At 47.2% G+C, this 22458-nt stretch carries 19 protein-coding genes, 2 tRNA genes and 1 pseudogene; 14 read left to right on the plus strand and 8 right to left on the minus strand.

Going from position 1 to position 22458, the window contains the following annotated elements; genetic code table 11:
• Positions 1-21: 21 nt before the first annotated feature.
• On the minus strand, positions 22-522 hold the full coding sequence (locus KHS78_RS14585) for a DUF2165 domain-containing protein (RefSeq protein ID WP_211829201.1): 501 nt from the start codon (positions 520-522) through the stop codon (positions 22-24).
• Between the two features lie 326 nt (positions 523-848).
• On the opposite strand from KHS78_RS14585, the gene KHS78_RS14590 reads away from it, so the two are divergent.
• From KHS78_RS14590 to KHS78_RS14630, 9 genes and pseudogenes are all read left to right on the plus strand, one after another.
• Positions 849-2078 (plus strand): polysaccharide biosynthesis protein, encoded by a 1230-nt coding sequence (locus KHS78_RS14590; RefSeq protein WP_211829202.1) that lies wholly within the window; start codon positions 849-851, stop codon positions 2076-2078.
• Positions 2079-2467: 389 nt separating this feature from the next.
• Entirely contained in the window at positions 2468-3643 is a 1176-nt protein-coding gene (locus KHS78_RS14595; protein WP_211829203.1) for a glycosyltransferase family 4 protein, read from the plus strand.
• Between the two features lie 172 nt (positions 3644-3815).
• Positions 3816-4772 (plus strand): annotated as a pseudogene (locus KHS78_RS14600) (IS5 family transposase).
• A gap of 157 nt (positions 4773-4929) precedes the next feature.
• Complete coding sequence (locus KHS78_RS14605; protein ID WP_211829204.1) at positions 4930-5571, plus strand: sugar transferase; 642 nt, start codon at positions 4930-4932, stop codon at positions 5569-5571.
• Positions 5571-6743 (plus strand): DegT/DnrJ/EryC1/StrS family aminotransferase, encoded by a 1173-nt coding sequence (locus KHS78_RS14610; RefSeq protein ID WP_343216918.1) that lies wholly within the window; start codon positions 5571-5573, stop codon positions 6741-6743. Before KHS78_RS14605 ends, KHS78_RS14610 begins: the two co-directional genes overlap by 1 nt.
• A gap of 77 nt (positions 6744-6820) precedes the next feature.
• Entirely contained in the window at positions 6821-8128 is a 1308-nt protein-coding gene (locus KHS78_RS14615) for an O-antigen ligase family protein (protein WP_211829206.1), read from the plus strand.
• A 66-nt stretch (positions 8129-8194) separates the two neighbouring features.
• On the plus strand, positions 8195-10216 hold the full coding sequence (locus KHS78_RS14620) for a polysaccharide biosynthesis protein (RefSeq protein ID WP_211829207.1): 2022 nt from the start codon (positions 8195-8197) through the stop codon (positions 10214-10216).
• Positions 10217-10345: 129 nt separating this feature from the next.
• Complete coding sequence (locus tag KHS78_RS14625) at positions 10346-11557, plus strand: NupC/NupG family nucleoside CNT transporter (RefSeq protein WP_211829208.1); 1212 nt, start codon at positions 10346-10348, stop codon at positions 11555-11557.
• A 122-nt stretch (positions 11558-11679) separates the two neighbouring features.
• Positions 11680-12237 (plus strand): hypothetical protein, encoded by a 558-nt coding sequence (locus tag KHS78_RS14630; protein WP_211829209.1) that lies wholly within the window; start codon positions 11680-11682, stop codon positions 12235-12237.
• Between the two features lie 3 nt (positions 12238-12240).
• Here KHS78_RS14630 and gltS read toward each other — a convergent pair whose 3' ends face one another.
• From gltS to KHS78_RS14645, 3 genes are all read right to left on the minus strand, one after another.
• Entirely contained in the window at positions 12241-13437 is a 1197-nt protein-coding gene (gene gltS / locus KHS78_RS14635) for a sodium/glutamate symporter (RefSeq protein WP_211829210.1), read from the minus strand.
• 133 nt (positions 13438-13570) lie between these two features.
• Positions 13571-14491, minus strand: coding sequence for a DNA replication terminus site-binding protein (locus KHS78_RS14640; protein WP_211829211.1), 921 nt, complete (start codon positions 14489-14491; stop codon positions 13571-13573).
• A 79-nt stretch (positions 14492-14570) separates the two neighbouring features.
• A complete protein-coding gene (locus KHS78_RS14645; RefSeq protein WP_211829212.1) occupies positions 14571-15131 on the minus strand; it encodes an LOG family protein in 561 nt (186 codons plus the stop codon).
• A gap of 439 nt (positions 15132-15570) precedes the next feature.
• Here KHS78_RS14645 and KHS78_RS14650 point away from each other — a divergent pair, with 439 nt between their 5' ends.
• On the plus strand, positions 15571-15900 hold the full coding sequence (locus KHS78_RS14650; RefSeq protein ID WP_211829213.1) for a helix-turn-helix transcriptional regulator: 330 nt from the start codon (positions 15571-15573) through the stop codon (positions 15898-15900).
• Positions 15901-15971: 71 nt separating this feature from the next.
• Here the strand turns inward: KHS78_RS14650 and KHS78_RS14655 are convergent, their stop codons facing one another.
• The 4 genes from KHS78_RS14655 to KHS78_RS14670 form a co-directional block, all read right to left on the minus strand.
• Positions 15972-16247, minus strand: coding sequence for an HU family DNA-binding protein (locus tag KHS78_RS14655; RefSeq protein WP_211829214.1), 276 nt, complete (start codon positions 16245-16247; stop codon positions 15972-15974).
• Positions 16248-16338: 91 nt separating this feature from the next.
• Positions 16339-17469 carry a tyrosine-type recombinase/integrase gene (locus tag KHS78_RS14660; protein WP_211829215.1) on the minus strand — a complete coding sequence of 377 codons (1131 nt, stop codon included), beginning with the start codon at positions 17467-17469 and terminating at the stop codon, positions 16339-16341.
• Positions 17470-17510: 41 nt separating this feature from the next.
• The gene (locus KHS78_RS14665; protein WP_211829216.1) at positions 17511-18284 is read right to left on the minus strand and encodes an alpha/beta fold hydrolase; all 774 of its coding nucleotides are present in this window, start codon (positions 18282-18284) and stop codon (positions 17511-17513) included.
• 56 nt (positions 18285-18340) lie between these two features.
• Positions 18341-19228 carry a LysR substrate-binding domain-containing protein gene (locus KHS78_RS14670; protein WP_211829217.1) on the minus strand — a complete coding sequence of 296 codons (888 nt, stop codon included), beginning with the start codon at positions 19226-19228 and terminating at the stop codon, positions 18341-18343.
• 168 nt (positions 19229-19396) lie between these two features.
• On the opposite strand from KHS78_RS14670, the gene KHS78_RS14675 reads away from it, so the two are divergent.
• The 4 genes from KHS78_RS14675 (at position 19397) to KHS78_RS14690 (ending at position 22397) form a co-directional block, all read left to right on the plus strand.
• Complete coding sequence (locus KHS78_RS14675) at positions 19397-20353, plus strand: TDT family transporter (protein WP_246506504.1); 957 nt, start codon at positions 19397-19399, stop codon at positions 20351-20353.
• Between the two features lie 182 nt (positions 20354-20535).
• Positions 20536-22023 (plus strand): glutamate--tRNA ligase, encoded by a 1488-nt coding sequence (gltX, locus tag KHS78_RS14680; RefSeq protein ID WP_211829219.1) that lies wholly within the window; start codon positions 20536-20538, stop codon positions 22021-22023.
• Between the two features lie 200 nt (positions 22024-22223).
• Positions 22224-22299 (plus strand) — tRNA-Ala (locus tag KHS78_RS14685).
• Positions 22300-22321: 22 nt separating this feature from the next.
• Positions 22322-22397 (plus strand) — tRNA-Glu (locus KHS78_RS14690).
• The last annotated feature ends 61 nt before the right edge of the window (positions 22398-22458 follow it).

The raw sequence follows: 22458 nt of genomic DNA on the forward strand, positions 1-22458 counted from the left end.
CCACAAACGGCTGTTCAGTGGCTATCGCTGGTTGATCCATATCAGCGATGCCAGCAGGAACGTGCTGATCGTGTAGGCTGTCATCAGCCCGTCCCATTCATTTGCCCACATGGCAAACCATTCCCCACCGATGACGCAGAACCCCAGATACCAGAGTGCAAAGGCCAGGCAGGCGCCCGCGTTGTAGAGTGATTTCGCCAGCTCGACCTTGTCTTGCAAGAACAGACTGCTGAACAGAGTCATGGCGCCAGACAGGCAGAGCAGCCCAGATAAAATCTCTGTAGCAATAATCAAATAATAAGCCGCAAGGTGCACGCTGGATGTGTGGATAGCCCTTGAATCAATCAGTACCTGAGAAAAGAAAGGCTTCATCGTATCCATGGCCAGGACATGGCGGACAAATTGGTAATTTGATTCAAAATCCAGCAGGTTGCTGATCCCTGCCAGCAGCGCAAACAGACCAAAGGAAAGGGCGACAGTCGATTTCGTCAATAAGACGATTTTATTATGGCTCGTTGGCATGGCGACTCCTCGCAGGACATGCTGTGAGCCATGAAGCTTAGTCTGAAAAGCCGGTGCCAGGTTTGCCTGTGCGCCACAGTAGAGGGCGCCATATTATTGCCGGGAATCAGCATGAGGCTGTCAGTTTTTGTATTTTTGGCTATCACTTAATTAATAGATTTCGTTTTTGAACGTAGAGCGCGATAGCAGCATCTGTTCAGGGTGTCCGGGTGTCGAAGAGAACTGTCTATCAGAGACCACTGGATCGCTACCAGACCGATGCTGTTTCGGCATACGCATGAGCCGACGGGCGGTAGCGTGCCTGATGAACTTTCAGGTTGACGTTTTTGAAGCTTATTCAACTTGTGAAACCCGTTGCTATGACTGCCGGTGGGACCGTGGCAGGGCAGCTTATTATGTTGCTCGCCCTACCGCTGATTGGTATGGGATACGGGCCTGAGCAGGTTGGAGAGTATAATTTTCTTTTTTCATCGGGATATTTGTTAGCCTGCTTGCTTTGTTTCAGGCTGGAACTGGGGATTCTTAAAGAAAGAGAGGAGAAGGCGCTATTAGCGTATCGCATATGCAATCGAATCTCTTTTACGACTTTATTTTTTCTGTTTTGCTTGATGCTGCTATTCTCGCAGCGATCGAGTAGCGATTTCCTTTATATTCTATTTTTAGGGACATTGTGGCATCTTGTGGCTATCGGTCATTACTTGAGTGTGCAACGTCGGTACATGACACTGTCAATTCTAAGAATAATACCTCCCCTTCTTTTTTTTGTTGCGTTAGCCTTCTCGGTGTTTTTTGAAATTCATATTCCGATCTTCGATTTGCAGGCGGCAAGTTGGGGACTATTTATCCTGCCATTCTGTTTTTCTGTCATGATTCAAAAAAAGGCGAAGGGTAATGTAATTGATTTTGGCGTATGCCGTTCATTTTTTTTCAAGTATAGAAGGTTGTTTTTATATCAGTTGCCGGCTGATCTGTTAAGCGATGTTTCAAGGTTTGCAATGCCTTTGTTAATACCGGTTTTTTACGGAAATCATGCGGGCGGTCTTTATATGATCGCAAGTAAATTACTTTTTTTCCCGTTGACACTTCTTTCGACAAGCTTGGGTGTTGTATTTCGACGAGAGGCGATTGCTGTAATTCATCAGAAAGAGCAGTTTTTAGTGATTTTCCGGAGTGTGTTGTTGTTGTTGTTTTTTATTATGATGTTGTATGTGGCAGCGAGCTACTTTTTGGTCAGGCCAGTAATAGAATTATTATTTTCAGAAGTATGGAGTGATGCGATTAATGTTGCCATGGCACTGATTCCCTGTGTGGCAATGAGTATAATGTATGAAACTCTGTCGCATGTTTTTTTTATTCTGAATCGACAGTACTATCACATGATGGTATATGGAACGATTTTGGTGGTCGCTATGCTGATTGTTATGGCTTCTAGCTACCTAGGAATTGCATTTGTAGCTAGTCTTTATCTCTTTTCGTGGTCAATCTTTATTATTCAATTGATAGGTGTCGTCTTCTGTTATCGCTGTGTAAATGCTTATGTTAAAGCGAATGAATAAATGTTTTTTAGATTCAGTCTGGGGAATAGTAATGCATAGGCTTTAGTGTGTGAACGTATTTAATGCATATGTTTACCTGATTACCATCATTCATCAGCCACTGTAGAGACGAATGCTCTAAAAGCCTTGATGGACTGGAGATAAGAGCTGCTGATTCAATTTTTAGATGTCAGTGCGAAGATACTTATGCGCCATCTATCCCACGTAGAATCTGGAAGTCTCGAAAAATAGCTGAAGAATGGTGGTAATCAGGTATGTTTATTTAATGCTTTAGAGCGCTTTATTTGTCTATATTTTGAGATGCTCTGGAAATAAAAGGCAAGCCTGCTTAAATGAGTAGAGGTTTTTAAGTGGTCGTATGGGATTTTAGGTGAGTGATATAAGAATAAATGAGCAATATGATAAAAATACTCTATGTTACGACAGTAAGCAGCACTATAAATGCCTTTTTAAAGCCACATATACAATACCTTGTTGGGCAGGGGTATGTTGTGGATATTGCCACTAATGTAACGGATGAAGTTGATGAAGAATTACTTGGGGTGGGAGTTAAGGTTTTTTCTGTTGCATTTCAGAGAAATCCAGTGAGCCTAAAGAATTTAGATGCATGTAGGCAAATGAGGATTATTCAGGAAAATGAAAGATATGACATGGTTCATGTTCATACACCGATCGCATCTTTTGTAACGAGGTATGCGTTAAGAAAAGAAAAGAATCTTAAAGTGTTGTATACGTGTCATGGATTTCATTTTTATAGGGGTGGGCCTTCTATAAGCTGGCTGCTATTTTATCCTGCTGAGAAGTTGGCGGCAAGATGGACGGATGGTTTAATAACAATAAACTCTGAAGATTATGCTGTTGCCCGTAATTTTAAATTAAGAGCTGGTGGGAAAATTTGTAAAATTGATGGTGTCGGTATTGAAAAGGAAAAGTATGTCTTGGAGTGTTTTGATAAAAGTGGATATAGGGAAGAATTAGGTCTTGGCGATGATGATTTTGTTATCTTGGTACTGGCGGAGTTAAATAGGAACAAAAACCATATTCAGTTAATCAGAGCGATGAGCTTGCTCAAGGACCGGTATCCAGATATAAAGGCTATATTGGCTGGGGGCGGCCCATTAGAGGCTGAGATCAAAGGTAATATTAAAACGCTTGGACTGGAAAGCAAGGTGATGCTGATAGGTTGGCGGCGTGATGTTAAAGAGTTAATTAACTTGTCTGATGTCGTAGGTTTGTTTTCAAAAAGAGAAGGGCTTGGTAAATGTTTGTTAGAGGCTATGGTTTGTGGGAAATTTATTATGGCTACCAATACCCGGGGTCCAAGGGAGCTTATTAAAGAAGGTGTTAATGGTGTGCTGTTCGATGTTGACGATGTTGAGGCGACAGTTGAATCCATTGAGAGAGTATATGTTAATAGTCTATTTGACATGGTAAGTGAGGAAGAGATTGTTGAAGTGACTAATAAGTACTTGTTGGAAAATGTATTGGCGCAGTTGAGATCTGTTTATGAAGGGTTATGTATAGAAAGTGATATAGACACTCATGATGGAATGTGTCGTAAATAATAAGCAGGATCTCTGCGATATGATATCAGGGGAAGGAATAAAATTTCTCATTATTCATTAAATGCTGTGTGCTAGTATTATGATTTCTTTGACAGACGTACTGACTAGGGAACCTGCGATTAAGTCTCCAATAATAAGCTAATCTCCACTCAGCCTTTGCCGGAGATTAGCCATGGACCAACAGCTCAGCTTTTCTGATGCTGAATTCACTCAAAAGCGTCGCCAGACCCGCAAAGAAATGTTTCTTGCCCGTATACAAACTGATTCCATGGCATCGTCTTGAGGCCATTATTGAGCCTCATTATCCCAAACCCGGTAATGGGCGTAGACCTTACCCGTTATCCACCATGCTCCGAATACACTGCCTTCAACAATGGTACAGCCTCAGTGATCCGGCCATGGAAGATGCCCTTTATGAAATTGCGTCCATGCGATTATTTGCCGGATTATCTCTGGATAAAGCAATTCCAGATCGCACAACCATTATGAACTTTCGACACCTGCTGGAGGCTCACAATCTGGCACGGCTATTTTCCCGGACGTAAACCAATGGCCGACAGAGTCTGGTATCGTTTTGAAAGAAGACTCTCTAGTCGATGCCACGATCATCGAAGCTCCAACATCCACAAAGAATCAGACGGGACAGCGAGATCCCCAAATGCACCAGACCAGAAAGGGTAACCAGTGGTATTTCGGTATGAAGGCGCATATAGGTGTCGATGCCCGTACAGGTTTTACCCATAGTCTGGCGACAACAGCCGCCAATGAACATGACCTTAATCAAGCCAGTAACTTGTTGCACGGTGATGAACAGTTTGTCTTTGCCGAGAGGAGCCGAGAAGCGAAAGAGCTCAATAAAGACGCTGTACAGTGGCATATAGCCGAACAACCAGGCAAGTTAAAGAGACTCAGGAAACACCCTCGAATCAATAAAGTCATTTTGAAAACGGAATACCTGAAAGCCAGCATCCGAGCCAAGGTGGAACATCACTTCAGAATTATCAAATGCCAGTTTGGGTTTATCAAAGCCCGTTATCGGGGACTTCAGAAAAATGATGGCAAACTGGCGATGTTATTCGCTCTGGCAAACATGGTTAGACTGGATCAAATGATTCGGATGCAGGGTTAATGTATCCGAAAGCCGGAAAATCGATTTCAATGGCAAGAAACTGAGTGATTTTCAGGTTGGATAATAGTGAATTAATAACTTTTCATTCACTGTGTTTCTTTAACGTTACTTGCTCGCAGGTTCCCTAGGTGATTGATATAGAGTGGGAATTACAAGGATGAAATATTCTCACAGTAAGCGGTGCTTCGATTTGTTGGTTTCTCTCTGTGCATCCCTGATTTTATGGCCAATGATTGTTCTTATTGCCTTGGTTGTTCTTATTGGCGATGGGTGGCCTTTGATTTATACGCAGAAGCGAGCAGGTTTCAAAGGAAAAGCGTTTACTTTATATAAGTTTCGTACGATGAAACCTGTTTCCGGTGACGTGGAAGGGGATAATGATGCACTTAGGATTACCTCTCTTGGATACTGGCTTCGCCAAACCAGCCTGGATGAATTGCCTCAATTGTGGAACGTGATCAGAGGGGATATGAGTCTTGTCGGTCCGAGGCCTTTACCGATGACTTATGTTGATCGATATAGCTATGAACAAAAGCAGCGACTGATGGCGATGCCGGGTATCACCGGCTGGGCTCAGATTAATGGAAGAAATACGTTGTCCTGGAATGAAAAGTTTATATTAGATACTTGGTATGTGAAGCATGTCTCGTTCTGGCTGGATGTGAAGATTCTTTTTTTGACGGTCCTTAGGGTTATGCAGAGAAAGGGAATTATGCATGACAGTGCAGAACCTGATACCACAATGCCGGAATTTCTTGGTGAAAAAGTACAACCCAATCACAAAAATGTGGAGGATTGATGCCGATTACATCGTGGCCGTCGTTCACTGAAGAGGAAGCCCAGGCTGTATCTAGGGTTCTCTTGTCTAATAAGGTGAATTATTGGACTGGGAATGAAATACGTTTATTTGAACAGGAATTCGCGGAATGGACTGGCGTTGAACATGCAGTCGCTTTAGCGAATGGGACATTGGCGCTTGAATTGTCATTACTGGCGCTAGGTATAGGTGAGGGTGATGAGGTGATTGTCACTCCGAGGTCATTTGTAGCGTCTGCCAGTTGTATTCTGCGATGTGGCGCTATCCCGGTTTTTGCCGATGTGGATCCGGATAGTCAGAATATTACAGCAAAGACCATTGAAACGGCTTTGACTGAGCACACAAAGGCGATTATTTGCGTTCATATGGCCGGTTGGCCCTGTGATATTGATCCGATTCTGTCCCTTGCCCACGCGAGAGGGGTTTTTGTCGTTGAGGATTGTGCCCAAGCCCATGGAGCCCTCTATAAGGGGCATCCAGTGGGCGGCTTGGGTCATATTGCTGCCTGGTCTTTTTGTCAGGATAAAATCATGACAACAGGAGGCGAAGGCGGCATGGTGACAACGAACGATGTCCAACTCGCCAAAGCTGTCTGGTCATTGAAGGAGCACGGCAAGACACCAGAAGCCCTGGAGCCTTGTACCTCCAAAGGTAAAGGGTATCGTTGGTTACATGACTCTCTGGGGATCAATGGGCGAATGACTGAGATGCAGGCAGCGATTGGGCGTATTCAATTGGGACGTGTTGCTGATTGGGTTGCTAAACGGCAGGCTAATATGCAATCGATTTCGTCAGTCTGTTCTCGTTTCGCCGCATTACGAATACCTGATATACCTCAAAATATCGAACATGCAGGTTATCGCTTTTACCTGTTTGTGGAACCTGAAAAGCTCAAAAAAGGTTGGAGTCGTGATCGTGTTCTGGAAGAAATTAATGCGCTGGGCGTGCCCTGTTTTACAGGGGCATGTCCTGAGTTGTATCGAGAGGCATTGTTTGAGTCCCAACATTATAAATTAGCTGGACACTTGTATCAGGCAAAAAGGTTAGGTGAAACCAGTCTGGCTTTTCCCATTCACCCATCAATGTCAACTGAAGATGTTAATAAAATAAAGTTGGCAATTCAGACAGTAATGGATAGTACGGTGATGAGATAGTAATAGTTTGGTGCTTTTTACAGTTAAGTTGTTTTTCTATCGATATTTTAAATATTCTTCAAAAGAACATATTGCATATGCAGGGCTCTGATAATTTAGGGGGGGATGAAGGTCGGTTCGCACGAATTGATGAATTGGATCTATTGATAAAAAGAAAAGTGTTGCCTCTAGGTTTGTTTGTTCAGATGACTGGCATGTTGTGGGTTGGTTCTATTGAATATTATGTCATGCAAACATATATTTTTTGTTTTTTTCCGGGTTTGCTCTCTCTCTGTCTTCATCTTTATCGCTTTGGCGCGCGTTCATGCTTTCGTGGTCTGACGATAGGAGAAAAACTCCTTTCTTTTCTGTTGTTATGGATAGTGATCAATTCACTTTTTCTGAATGATACGGTCAGTCAAGAAGTTGTATGGGTGCGTGTGGTTACGGTTTGTCTCTATTTGTATGTTGTAAGAACGGTTATGCTGTATGGTGAAAATAATCATAAATTATTTCTGTTGTCTGCGTGCGTAGCCACTTTTTTTGCTCTGGTAACATTAGTTTATCATTATGGAGTATTAGAGCAGCCCATTGGTATCAGGGTTGTTGGTATTGAAGGTTACAGGGTTGGAATCTTGGATATTGAGGAGTTTGGTTATCTTGTAAGTCCGATTTTAGCCGCGCTATATTATGGTGTGTTTGCCACTATCTTTTGGGTAGGTCTGATTAATGGTTCATATAAAAGTAAATGGATGACTTTCATCGCCATTGCGTCTATTTCTGTTATTTTTGCATTTATTCTGTTTTCTGGATCGCGTGGTCCGCTTGTGGCTTTTGTAGGGATGGCCGTAATGGGACTTTTGCTGCTTAATAGCCCTGGAAAGTCAAAACTGATACTTGTATTACTGGCTTGCGGATGTGCTCTGGTACTTTCTTTTAATCAAAAAATTGCGACATTGATCAATAATGCATTCATTTATGGATTCAGCGGTCGCTTTACTATATGGGAAACGACTATAGAGTATATTTCCAAGTATCCGTTCTTTGGGCATGGCAGTTTTGCAGAATATCCTGGGCCAATCATAGAGGGGCGAATCATGAAGCATCCTCATAGTATGGTACTTGGCCTTTCGTTCTACTGGGGTATACCTGCTGCAATTCTCTATCTTGCGACAATTGTATGGGGAATGATCACATCATACACTCATAGAGATCAACCACATATGCTAATGGCGGGATGTATATTGGTATTTGGTTTTATTGGGATGCTGACAGATACGTTTAATATGCTTTCAAGGCCAGGTCTGGAATGGTTGTTGTTTTTTTTTCCAGTTGCTTTATGTGTTTCTAAAAAAGAAGTTCGTCATGTTTCTAATAATGATAAAAATGAGGATTCCTCATTTTAAATTTGATTTTATGCCTAATGGTTAAATTGGTTTTTGTTTGGTTCAGTCTGTCTTGAATGAGAAAAAATGTTGAGTCAATGGAGTTTAAAAAAAACAACAGTTGAGAGTTTGTCTCGTGATGTGAAGCATGGTGTTTTTGTATGCCTTGACATTGCTGTGGTTTGGTTTTCTCTCTGGTTGGCACTTTGTATTCGGTTGGGTGATTTTAATCGCGCTAATCCGTTAGGTGACGCACAACCTTTATATCTGTTGGCAACATTATCAGCATTAATCGCATTCAGTTATATTGGTGTGTACAAAGCGCTTTTGCGTCATATGGATGTTCATTACTTTGTGACCTTATTTAAGGGGGCAGGGTGTATGGTCGTTGTGATGATGTCTTGTTATTATCTACTGAAAATAGCGGTTGTTTTTCCACGTACGGTACCGATATTATTCAGTTTGCTTACTTTGGTTATTATGGCAGCGTATCGTTATCTGAGTCGTTCCTGGTTGCTTGGATTAAATACAATTAATCGGTTAACACGCAAAAAACATCGTTCTACATTATCAAGAAATGTACCGGCGCTTATTTATGGAGCAGGCGCAGCTGGAGTGCAGCTGATGGAAGCCTTACGCTCTGGTGATGAATATGATCCTGTGGCATTGCTTGATGACGATGAAGCTTTGCATGGTCGAACGGTTTCCGGTTGTCGAATTTTCAAATCAGACAGTCTGACAGAGGTTCTTGAGCGCTATGATTGTTGTGATGTGTTTTTGGCTTTACCTTCACTGCCGCGTCATAAGCTGGCTGGCATTGTGGCGGGTATTGAAAAACCTGGGCTGAGAATCCAGTCAATTCCGTCGCTGAAAGTGCTGGCTGGTGGCAAGTTCACGATCAATGACGTGCGTGATATTCGCGTGGAAGATGTTCTGGGACGCGATGAAGTCCCTGCGATCGATTCACTGCTGGAAGAATCCGTTAAAGATAAGGTAGTGATGGTGACTGGTGCGGCGGGCTCTATTGGTTCAGAATTATGCCGCCAGTTATTGGCACTCAAGCCCAGGCGATTGATTATGTTTGATCATTCGGAGTATGGGCTTTATGAAACCGGCGAGGTAATGAATGCGTTAAGCGTAAAACTGGACAGTCGCGGTTTGGTTGTTTCGGTGTTAGGTACCATCACGGACGCCAGGCAGCTCGTTGATGTCATGACAACACATCAGGTCGAAACGGTGTACCATGCTGCAGCCTACAAGCATGTCCCCATTATTGAAAATAATGTTTTTGAAGCGTTTCGTAATAACGTTTTGGGCACACTGTGTTGTGCTCAGGCAGCTATTATCGCAAACGTTCAACGATTCATATTGATTTCATCCGATAAGGCTGTTCGGCCTGCCAACATCATGGGGGCCTCGAAACGGGTTGCGGAAATGGTATTGCAGGCAGTGAGCAGCCTGAATCTCATCACATTATACTCTGTGAAAATGCCCGCCCACTTTGGGAGTCGTGATGATGTTTTTGATACGACTGTCGTCAATCGAACATCATTCACCATGGTTCGGTTTGGCAATGTTCTTGGATCCAGCGGTTCAGTCGTACCGCTGTTTCGTACCCAGATTTGTGCCGGGGGGCCGCTGACGGTCACACATCCTGACATGCATCGTTATTTTATGACGATTCGTGAAGCGGTCGAATTGGTGATACAGGCCGGTGGCATGGATAATTCTGGTGAAGTCTTTGTGCTAGACATGGGCGCACCGGTCAACATCACGACTCTTGCCCAGCAAATGGTCAGACTGTCCGGGTTGACGCTAAAAGATGCAGACTATCCTGAGGGGGATATTGAAATTGTGCATACGGGGCTGCGACCGGGTGAAAAACTGTATGAAGAATTGCTGATTGGTGATCAGGTTTCTCCGACTCGCCACCCGAAAATCTTCCGTGCGAATGAAACGGTTATGAGCTGGTCAGAGGTTACTGCCTTGCTCGATAGGATGTTTGTGGCTTATGAAGAAAAAGACATTGTGCAGTTAAAGGCGCTGTTTATGTCGGCTACGCATTGTGCGTTACCTGAATCCGACAAGCTCCCTAATCCCTCGTTATAATTGAAAGCTTACAGCCATTTCTGACAGCTTATTCGATATTCCCGCCCTGTTTTCCCATTTTACCCTATCCTGTACTGACCCCTTTCAGTAATCCCCCCCCTTTAATCGAATGACCCAGGGTGTTTATCCATGAGCATGCTGATCAGTCTTGCAGGTATTTTGGTGTTAGTTGGTATCGCTTGGCTTTTGTCGTCTGACCGAAAATCCATAAACTGGCGGACGGTAATAGGGGCATTTCTGATTCAGGCCTGTTTTGGGGCATTTGTTCTCTATATTCCCTTTGGAAAAGATGTTTTGGGAGGCATATCTTCTGCAGTCCAGCAGGTGATGAATTACGCCAATGAGGGTATTACCTTTGTTTTTGGTGATCTCGCGCGTTTTAAAGTAGGGTTTGTTTTCGCGATCAATGTGCTCCCCATGATCATCTTCTTTTCTGCATTGATTTCTGTTTTGTACCACTTGGGCGTCATGCAGCGAATTATCCAGTTGATTGGTGGTGCCTTACAGCGCGCATTAGGCACCAGCCGTACGGAGTCCTTATCTGCGACAGGCAATATTTTTGTAGGGCAAACCGAGGCTCCGCTGCTGGTAAAACCTTACATTGCCACCATGACGCGTTCGGAACTGTTTGCAGTCATGGTCGGGGGGCTGGCTTCAGTGGCGGGTTCGGTGCTTGCGGGCTATGCCAGCCTGGGTGTCGAGCTGAAATACTTGATTGCAGCGAGTTTTATGGCGGCGCCCGGCGGTTTGTTGATGGCTAAGGTCATTTGTCCGGAAACCTCGCAGGCCAATGACACGGTCACAGAGTTGAGTCGGGAGGATCATGCCAATCTTCTTGATGCAGCCGCAACCGGCGCTTCATCCGGTATGCGTCTGGCCGTGAATGTTGGAGCGATGCTACTGGCTTTTATTGCCTTGATTGCTTTGCTGAACGGCATCATTGGCAGTATTGGAGACCTGTTTGGGTTTGAGGATCTGAGCCTGCAGGAAATCCTTGGATATCTCTTTTCCCCCATTGCTTTTATTATCGGTATTCCCTGGGATGAAGCCATCATGGCCGGCAGTATGATTGGTCAGAAGGTCATCGTGAATGAGTTTGTCGCTTATGTTGATTTCATCAATATGCGAGATGTGTTGTCGGCACACAGTCAGGCCATTATTACCTTTGCCCTGTGTGGTTTTGCCAACCTGTCGTCGATTGCCATATTGCTGGGTGGGCTCGGTGTATTGGCGCCGAGTCGACGTCATGATATTGCGTCTATGGGGCTGAAGGCGGTCATTGCAGGTACGCTGTCTAACCTGATGAGTGCGGCGATTGCCGGTTTTTTTCTTTCGCTGTGAGCCTCCGCCAGCCATTGCTTTGATGTTTCGGCAGTTGAGTAGCTTAAAGCCGTCATAGTAGACTGGTAGCAGCAACAGCATTAAATCCAATAATAATGAGCCATATCCCGGATGGATAGCCAATGCGATGTAAAGGGATTGTTTTTGTTTTTATCATCGTTGCATCGCTTATTGGGTACCAGTCGGCGTATGCAGCCAAACCACCCAAAGGGTATCAGTGGGAATCCTGCGAACTTGTCACGTGCTCTTTTCTTGTGCCTGATGGATGGGAGTTTGAACGGTTAGAGAGCAATAATACCGTACGGTTTGTGATTACGAAAAGGCGGCATAAGCAGCCACTCGCTCCTCGGGTACGGGTCAATGTGTTGCAGCAGGCAGAGTCCCGTACCGGCATTTCTGCTGAAAGGCATCTCGACCTTTTCATGAAAGATTTATACAAGTCATCCCGCGTGCTGGAAACCTGGCAGCGAAAAGGGGGGGCTTTTAAAAGTGTGGCAGCAACCGCTATCCATTATACCAATGCCAACAATCCAACCCAGCAGTTCAATCTGCTGATCGCCAATGTGGTGACAGGCACATTATATGTCATGAGTTTTGAGGCAGTGCCGGAATTCTGGGATCAGGAATGGATTATTGTTGAACAGATATTCGAACAGTTGCGGCTGGATGAGCGCGTTTGAAGTCTAATGGAAGAATGGCAGAGCGAGGAAGCCCTTTAGCACGAGTGCATTTAAAACATCCGTAAAGAATGAGCCGAGCAGGGGAATGATCAGTAGTGCCTTTGGAGAAGGTCCGAATTTTTTTGTGATCGTTTCCACATTGGCCATGCCTACGGGGGTGGCGCCCAGTCCTGAGCCGATAAATCCGGAAGAAATGACGGCGGCGTCGTAATCCCTGCCAGCAAACCGGAAAACAATAAAATAGACAAACAGCACACTGATTACCGTTTGTGCGATGGTGATGATGATCAGTGATGAAGCGGTATTTGCCAGCAACCCCAACTGAAGTGACAACAGGCTCATCGCAATAAACAGCTCCAGCGACACATCCCCCCAGAGTGATAGCAGTCCTGTATCTGATTGGCGTTTATACACCGTTCCCAGGTTGGCAATGATGGTGCCCATGAGCAGTACAGGGAGGAACTCTGGCAGAATGATCTGTTGGCTTTCCAGCCACTGGTGGAGATAGAGACCCACACAGATGGTAATGCTGATTTCAAGGAGTACCCGGAAGATGCCTGTCATATCAACTGGCACATACTCTTTTTGTGACTGGGATTCGATAACATAAGGCGTTCTGTGCTGGTTACCATACAGTGAATGCTTCTTAATGAGGTTGTGAGCCAGCGGCCCTCCCAGTGTCCCGCCCAGTATGAGCCCAAGGGTAGCGGCAATAAGACCAAACTCCTGCGCGCCCAGATGGCCATTCTGTTCAAAGTAACTGCCCCAGGTGATGGCGGTACCGTGCCCCCCTGCAAAGGCAATGGAGCCGGCCAGGAGGCCGTTGACGGGATCCTGATCCAGTAACAGGGCAAAAAGAACCCCTGTCGTATTCTGCAGGATCAGGAATGCCAGCATGACAAAGAGCAGGATCGTCAGTGTTTTGCCACCACTGAGTAACAGACTAAAACGCGCATTAAGACCGACGGTACTGAAAAACATCAGGAGCAACAGATCTCTCAGTTCGAGATCGAAATGGAAAGAGAGTGAGGTTTCACTGGCAATGAGAGTAAGCAGCACACTGCTGAGCAGGCCGCCAGTGACAGGGGCAGGAATATTGTATTCCTGTAGGAACCGGCTTTTTCGGGTGAGATAAAGCCCGATGTACAGTACAACGATGCTGGCCAGTAAAAGGTTTATGCCGGCAAGTGTGATGGTCATGGTAGAAGCATCAGCTCATAAATTTTACCTTATTAATAAAGTATTAGAGCAAGTGGTCAGATAGTGCCAATTCGCTTGAGTGTAGGTTCTCAGAGGATTCGATTGTCGATTAGTGATAGGTCAGTCACTTACTTTAAGTGGTTGCCTCTTTCTGTCGTGGTATATAGAGGAATGAGCCTGGATGGTCTGAAAGTTTTTCAAGGCAGGTATCACGGCGTTGAAGTCGGTCTTGTTTCATCCCGGCCACCCAGGGTTTGATGGCATTGAATTCCGGCAAGGGTTGTCCTGGGCTGAGCAGAATAAACACTGGCAGCGGCGTATTGATTTGACCCGGATATTGGGTGCGAAGTGTTTTATCGCTCCGTCTAAGCGTCTCTATGTTGTCCGGCCAGCTTAGATTGGCCCGTAGATGGGGCGTAAGTGGGCGCTTGATCACAACGACGGCTTCTTTAGGCATCTGCTCCAGTTGTTTTATGTCACTTATTATCACTTGGCTGGGTGTGAATTTGTCTTTCAGGTGCTGAATGGCTGTTTCAGCGGTTAGTCTCACTGTGCCGTGTGTGCCTGATGCCCAGCTGAAGCCGATGCGTGCAGGCGCTTCTTCAAACAGCTTGACCTGGCGATAGCATTGAACGAAGTGAAGGTGCTGGATTTTTAGGTGTCCCAGTAAGCCATCCCGTAACTCCTTTGAGCTGAAGTCTGTCATTTTGATGGATTCACCAAACAATTGGCGGTAATACAGCATGGCTGCCTTGAAATCTGCCTTGCTCCGGTTAAATGAATGCCCCAGTTCCAGCGTATTGCTTGAGATGCCGATGAGCCCTGTGAGTTTCACAGTTTGTTGGCGTTGTTGATCATCCTGATAGGTCAGGGAGGTTGCGTCATGCGCCGCTTTTTCCCGTGCCGAAACGGAGGGTTGATGATCCTGTTTCATAATCCATGCGGGCAGGTCACTATCATGGGTAACGGCGTCACAAAAGAGCCGTGCATGATCAATCAGTGAAAGGACGGTATCTCTTACAGCAAGTCTGGCGGCGGTTTTAATATTAGACATAATATACAATCATTTATCCCGTTTAGCCTTTTGTACGCCTGAGCGGCCTGCTATGCAACAGGCAATCATCACTATCCCATCAAGACCATTTGATCTCTGGTGGTTGATAGGTCATCAGGTTGTTGATGAGCGATTGGATCTGGGAATCAATAATCAGCATATTTCGATAGGATGGTTCAAGAAATGCCTGCTGCTCCATATGTGCAATGAACTGTGCCAGCAAGTCAAAATAGCCGGCTACATTGAAAAAGGCGCAGGGCTTGCGGTGATAGCCAAGAATACCCCACGTCCAGGTTTCAAAAATCTCTTCCATGGTTCCGGCGCCGCCAGGCAGGGCGATGAAACCGTCCGATAAATCAGCCATCAGGGCTTTGCGCTCATGCATATCTCTGACAACATGCAGCTGGGTCAATCCCTGGTGAGCCAGTTCCCGGGCCTTAAGTGACTCAGGAATTACACCAATCACCGACCCTCCAGCCTCCAGTGTGGCGTCTGCCAGAATCCCCATTAAGCCGACATGGCCACCGCCATAGACCAACTCTATATTTCTTTTGGCTATTTCATTGGCAGTCAATCTGGCTGCTTCAGCATAAACAGGCTGATTGCCTGCGGCAGCCCCACAAAAAACCGCTAAACGCATAATGGACTTTCCCCTTTGTGGTCTGATTGAGAAACGCCATGATGTGGCATGGGGAAATCAGACTGGATCTCCTCCCTGTCATTTCAGACAGCATCAATAGGGTTAGATTTTGGGCGGATAGAAAGGTGTTTGGTTTCCTTGCTACAAAAGTAGTAGGGGTGACATTGCCCTGTTAACCGGAACTTTTTAATCCAATAAGCCTCTAATCCCATAAGCAAGCATAGTCTGCTCGCCAACGATCAACATGAAGCATAAGGATTTGCAGGACTGAACTGCATTCGCTCCATGAGTTTTTCAAGGGTTTTCCCTGAAATACCACCATTTAACGGACTTGTGGTGTACATCTCGGCATTGGCTTTGTTGTGTGTGCATCCTGCGATCCGGTTTGGTGCTGGGTGTGACATTAGTTCTTTATTTTAACGGTGTCAGGGAGTGCAATATGTCATTGATGATACGATTGATAAAATCTCGAAGAGAGAAGCGGCTGTCGCAACAGGCGCTGGCTGATCTTATCGGGGTATCCAGAAGTGCGCTGGCTCAGTGGGAAACCGATATGAGCCGTCCCAGCCTGGATAACCTACGCAAAATTTCTGAAACATTGGGTGTGTCGTTTGAGTGGATAGCGACAGGACGCGGTAATCAGTACATCACCAGTAATACCGATGAAATCGCTGATGATGAACTGGATGATGAAATCAACCGCCTGCTGGGGCGTTTGAATCCACGTCACAAGAAAGCGTTGCTGGATGTGATCCGCGTGATGCATTAATAATAAGAAGTACAACGGTCAGATACAAAAAAAGCACCATCATGGTGCTTTTTTTGTTGCGGACAACAATATTAGTTGTTGACCGCGTCCTTCAGCTTGCTTCCCGCCTTGAACTGGGGGATTTTAGCGGCAGGAATGTCGATCTCGGCGCCAGTCTGCGGGTTACGGCCCTTACGTGCAGAGCGGGTGCCAACACCGAAGGTACCGAAGCCGATCAGCTGAACGGACTCACCGCGAACCAGGGCTTCCTGGGTAGAATGCAAAAATGCATTGATGGCCATTTCGGCCTTGCTCTTGGGCAGATCTGCCTGTTCAGCAACTGCTTCAATCAGCTCTTTTTTGTTCATGTCGAGTCCTGGAAATAACTACAGCCAAAGATGCAAGGCGGGCGATAATACACGAAATGAATTGAGGCTCATAGCGGTATAACCCTTATTTTTAGCGACTTATCATAAGACCATGGTCACGTGTCAGCTGTTTTAGTCGATGTTTTTCGGGTGTGTAATATTGTTGTGTCGTGGTGATGGATTCGTGTCCGGCAAAAATGGACAGGTCTTCAATGTCCATGACTTTTGCCAGATGAGATAGCGCCGTGTGACGCAGGGAATGAAAGGTTTTACCCCGTAACCGGTTAGCAAGATCTGGATCGTGCTGTTCAGAACAGCGTGCACAATATTCCATGAACTGGCTAAACCATTTCCTGATCTGGCGAGGAGTCATGGAACGGTAACTTTCTGCATCAGGTGTGTACGGGCAGAGTTGGGGCGCCAGGGGAAAACTGTCTCTGGCAAAATCTGACAAGCCATGAAAACGACGATACTGAATAATGGCCTGAAGCATATGCTCGTTGACTGGCAGCGTGCGCAGTCGACGCCCTTTGCCGTGTATCTCCAGGGTCAGGTCGCCCTGATTATCAGTGCGAATATTCTTGCAGGTGTGTTGTGCGAGTTCTGACTGCCGCAGAGCAGCACCGTAAGTAATCGCAATCACATAGTGCAGGCGCGCCTTTTCCTGTTGTTGTCGTTTGGTTTTCTCCGGATAACTGGCCAGTGAATCTAGCAGTGCCTGCCATTCATCTTCGAAGAAGTAGCGTGGCTCGCTATGACCTCGAGCAAACTTTTCACCGGTCTTGTCAAAGCCACTGACCGGGTTTCCCTGGAGATAACCTGTCGTATGCAGGTAGCTGAAAAAGCTACTGAGGACAGTAATGATCTGGTCAGTGCTTTTACCTGGTTTGACAGGGTTCGGGAAATACACTTTTTGTGCGTTGTTGTGATCAATACCCGGCTGTCGCCAGTGCGGCCAGGGGGCCTGAATGAAATGGACGTAGGTTTCCACATCGGCTACCGTCATGTCGGCGTAGCCTTTGATGAGTTCCTTCCGAATGAAGGCGGTGAACCTTACCAGTTCACGGGTATAACGGCGTAGCGTTTCATCGGAGCGGCGTGCCGCACGGCGCAGGAACAGACTGAGCGCCTCCTTGTCGGATGAAGCGCCGAGACGGTTGTGTCCCGTTCGTGTTTCAGGGACGACGTCGTGTGTTTGATGGGTCGTTAAAATGTCATGCATGCCGAGACTATATCAGCGACCTTGTCTGGCGTCTTCAACACTCAGCGTGACAGGAATTGCTCTACGGCTTCATTGAAGGCGACCATCTGGTCGGCGGGGCTGCCGTGTCCGGAATCTTTGATGGTATGGAGCCTGGCTTCTGGAATCGCGTTACAGCAGGCCATGGCGGAGGACAGTGAAAAAAAGTCCCGATCTCCACGGATGAAGAGTGTTTCAGCGGATATGTCCGGTAACCATAGAGACAGGTCCGTGGCGATAAGGCTGTCGAGACAGTTTGACAGAAGCTGCGGATCGTTCTGCTGCCAGCGTTGCCAGAGGACTTCTCTGACGGGATGAAGGTGGTCACCAGGTAATAATGAATGCACCATGATTTTGGCGAGCGTTTGCATGGGAATCAGCGGCATTAAGCGCCGGAATTTCAGCAGCGTTCGGTAAGGCAGGGTCGTGTGATGCAGGGATGTTGCTGTATTGACCAGGATGAGCTGATCGACCCTTACCGGGTATTTGGCGGCGAGAGCCATGGCCACCATACCACCCATGGAGATACCCATAACGTTGCAGGCTTCAATCTTCAGGCTTTCGAGAAGATGGTGCAGATCATCTGCCATCACCGGGATGCTGTAATCCGTAGCGGCACCGGTTTTTCCATGCCCCCTTAAATCCACCAGAATTAGCTGATGTTGTTTTTTCAGCGTGGGGATTTGCAGTTGCCAGTCCTCCATACTGGAAGCAAGCCCATGGATCATCAGTAAGGGCTTGCCTTCGCCAATCACATCAAAATGGAGTTCCGTTCCATTAACGCTTGCCTTAGCCATACATTGCCTCCGTTCTACTGTTAACTGTAGAACGGTTGGCAGGGCTATGGGGAAAATCAGCGGTGGGAATGGCAAAGGCCCAGGAAGGCTTCCAGTGTTGGTTTGCGGTGCTGGTTATGGTGTGTCAGTAGATAAAAGTGCCTTTTCAAATCCAGGAAGGGGGTCTCGATCAGACTGAGTTTTCCTTCATTGATGGCGTCAGTCACGGCGAGCTCCGATAAGCAGGCGAGCCCCAGGCCGGCCATCACCGCCTGCTTGATGGCCTCGGTTTGTTCCAGTTCCAGGAGGATTTGAATTCTCGGGAGTTTAGAGGCGATCGCGTAATCAAATAGTGCACGGGTGCCGGAACCCGTTTCCCTCACAATCCAGGGATAGGCTGCGAGTTGTTGTGCGCTGGACCCTGGCTCTTTGGTTAATGGGTGATCCGTCGACGCCACAATCAGAAGTCTATCCTCCCGCCAGGGTTCAACTTCAATGGAGGGGTGGTGACAGATCCCCTCAATCAGTGCAGCATCCAGTTCATGGCGCAGGAGTTTGTCGATGATTTTTTCTGAGTTTTGAATGCTGTAGTGGCCGTCAATACCCGGAAATTCCTGCTGCATGGTGGCGATAATGCTCGGCAACAGATAACTGCCAATGGTCAGGCTGCTTCCAATGGACAGGCTGCCGCAGAGGGTATGGCTGTCGTGCAGGAACAAGTTTTCCAGGTCATTGGCGCGACCAAGCAGTTCGCAGGCCAGTGCCAGCATGCGTTGGCCTTGGTCGTTAAGGGTCAGCCGGTTGCTGTAACGGTCGAACAGGCGCGTATTCAACTGTTTTTCCAGCTCTGCCAGCGCCATGCTGGCAGCCGGTTGGGACATATGCAAAGACTCCGCCGCGATCCGTACCTGTTGGTGCCTGGCGATGGCGGTAAAGACTTCAAGCTGTCTCAGGGAAATATGCATGGGATGCTTCGTGAGCTGAATAGAGGCTGTCGAATTAAGAATAAGGATAACTTATACAGCCTATTTAAAACATCGAATATTCTTATTCAGGATGGCGCATTAGGATCACCGGATTAACGCTTTCGAGGTAAATTCGTGATGGCTGATATAAATGCTCCCGGTTGTATAATGTCGACAACACAGGTTCCTCTTCGGGAGCGCTTGAAGAATGTCCCGACCCCATTAGGGGGGCTTGGTCTGGCGACTGCCAGCTTGGGTGGAACCTGGGCACTCTATGTTCCCCGGTTTGCTGAGCAGTCAAAACTGCTTGCCGCTTTCCTGGGCGGTCTCTTTATTCTGTTAGTACTGGCTAAGTTTGCTGTTAATTCCAAGCTGTTAAAAGATGATATTTCTCATCCGGTAGCCGGTAGTATCATGCCCACTATTGCCATGGGGACTATGGTGGTGGCTGCGGCTTTATTACCTTATGTACCTGCATTTGCCCGTGGTTTATGGTTGACCGCGATCGCTGTCCATATTGCACTGCTGTTCTTTTTTGCCGCTTACCGGATACGAGAGTTCCGCATGGAGCATATGGTGCCCAGCTGGTTTGTACCGCCGGTCGGTATTATCGTTGCCGCTGTGACCTGTAAGGGCATGGGGTATGATTCGCTGGTTCATGCCATCTTCTACTTCGGGCTGGTGGCTTACCTGATTAAACTGCCCCTGATGATGTATCGCCTGATTTTCAAGGATTGTATTCCTCAGGCTGCCTTGCCCACTATCGCAATCATGGGGGCGCCGGCATCCTTGACACTTGCCGGTTACCTGGCGGCTTTTGATGAGCCTAACCTGATTCTTGTCGGTGCCTTGGTCCCGCTGGCGCTGTTCATGACCATGTTGGTCTACGTTGCTTTCTTTAAGTTGCTTCGATTGCCATTTTCACCAGGGTATGCCGCCTTTACGTTCCCTATGGTGATTGGCGCAACGGCAATGTTTAAATTTGCAGCATTGATCCAGAGCGAGGTCCCGGCACATATCTACCACATGTTCTATGGGGTTGCCGTCTTTGAGATGTATATAGCTTCGGTAATCGTCTTTTATGTGGCGCTTCGCTATGGTATGCATTATCTGGTGAGACGCTAAACCTGTCTGAACCTCGTCATTAGAAGCCCTGATCTCAGTCAGGGCTTTTTTGTGTACTGCAAAAGGGGAGTGGTGACGTATAATTCCCTGTTTCGACGTGATGCTTCAGCCCTTTGCTGTCCGAAAGTACGCACTGCTGACCTGTCATGCTGTATGAACCCCCGAATTGTTAACGGAAAACAATGACTGTCCGTACCCGAGTGGCCCCGTCGCCGACCGGTGATCCGCATGTCGGCACCGCCTATATCGCCCTGTTTAACCTGGCTTTTGCACGCAGCCAGGGCGGTGAGTTTATTCTGCGTATTGAAGATACTGATCAGCAGCGCAGTACGCCGGAATCTGAGCAGATGATCCTAGATTCCCTACGCTGGCTAGGCCTTGAGTGGAGTGAAGGGCCGGATGTGGGTGGTCCTCACGGCCCCTACCGGCAGAGTGAGCGTGGTGAAATTTACGCGAAGCACGCGGATATCCTGCTGGAAAAAGGGCATGCCTTCCGTTGTTTCTGTTCCTCTGAACGCCTGGATTCACTCCGTGCCGAACAGATGGCTAACAAGCAGACACCGGGTTATGACGGCCACTGCCTGCATCTCAGTGAGTCTGAGTTACAGGCCAAGTTGGACGCGGGTGAACCCCATGTCGTACGAATGAAGGTTCCGGAAAGTGGTACCTGCGTGGTTGATGACATGTTGCGTGACACTATCGAAATTGACTGGACTCAGATTGATATGCAGGTGCTGGTCAAGGCCGATGGTATGCCGACCTACCATCTGGCGAATGTCGTTGATGATCACCTGATGGGGATTACCCATGTGATTCGTGGTGAAGAGTGGATCAACTCTGCGCCCAAGCACAAGCTGCTTTATGAGTATTTTGGCTGGGAGATGCCGACGCTCTGCCATATGCCGCTGCTGCGTAATCCAGACAAGAGCAAACTGTCCAAGCGCAAGAATCCGACCAGTATTAACTACTACCGTCGTATGGGATACCTGCCGGAAGCGGTATTGAACTATCTCGGTCGGATGGGCTGGTCCATGCCGGATGAGCGGGAGAAGTTCACCCTTAACGAAATGGTGGAACATTTTGATATTCAAAGGGTTTCATTGGGCGGGCCGATTTTCGACCAGGAAAAACTGGCTTGGTTAAACGGCAGCTGGATTCGTGAAAATCTGACGCTGGATGAGTTTGCGGATCGTCTGCACGGCTGGCTGATCAATGATGATTACATCCGGCAGTTCCTGCCATTTGCTAAGGAACGTGCAGAACGGTTTACCGATTTCATGGCACTCTCCGGCTTTATGTTCACGGGTATGCTCGACCTGGCGCCCGAAGCCCTTACGCATAAGAAACTGGATGAGGCGGGCGTGAAAAAGGCGCTACAGTTTGCGTTATGGCGACTGGAGGCATTGCGTCAGTGGGATAAAGACGCCATCTTTACCGAAATCAAGACATTGGCCAAAGCCATTGATCTGAAAGTAGGGGAGTTGATGCAGCCCATTTTTGTGGCGATTGCAGGCACGCCGAATTCCTGGTCTGTGGTGGATTCCATGGAAATATTGGGTCCCGATATGAGCCGTGCGCGTATTCGCCACGCCATCGAAGTATTGGGTGGCGTTTCCAAGAAAGAAGCCAAGAGGCTGGAAAAAGAGTACAAGCAGCTGGCTGACGCTTGATCGGGTTGCCAGCAGTGACGGTAGTTGCTGCTGGCTCTGTTCGGTTTTTCGAATTATTTTCTGTTTCTCATCGCAAATCTTGGCAAGTACGTTCGTTTCGTTCTTAAAAGGCCGCAACGATATGCTTGACAGGTTATAAGCGCGCCCATAGAATTCGCCCCGCATTCCGGCACTGGCTTCTGCGCCGGGCAGCACGGAATGGGGCCATAGCTCAGCTGGGAGAGCGCTACAATGGCATTGTAGAGGTCGGCGGTTCGATCCCGCCTGGCTCCACCAAATTCTTCTTGTAGGAATTTGCGTCCCCTTCGTCTAGTGGCCTAGGACACCGCCCTTTCACGGCGGTAACAGGGGTTCGAGTCCCCTAGGGGACGCCACTTTTATTTGAGTGGTGTCATCTGCTCGAGACCGGATGTCGGTCGTTAAATAAAGCATCAG

Source organism: Kistimonas asteriae (genome assembly GCF_018263925.1).
Classification (GTDB): domain Bacteria; phylum Pseudomonadota; class Gammaproteobacteria; order Pseudomonadales; family Endozoicomonadaceae; genus Kistimonas; species Kistimonas asteriae.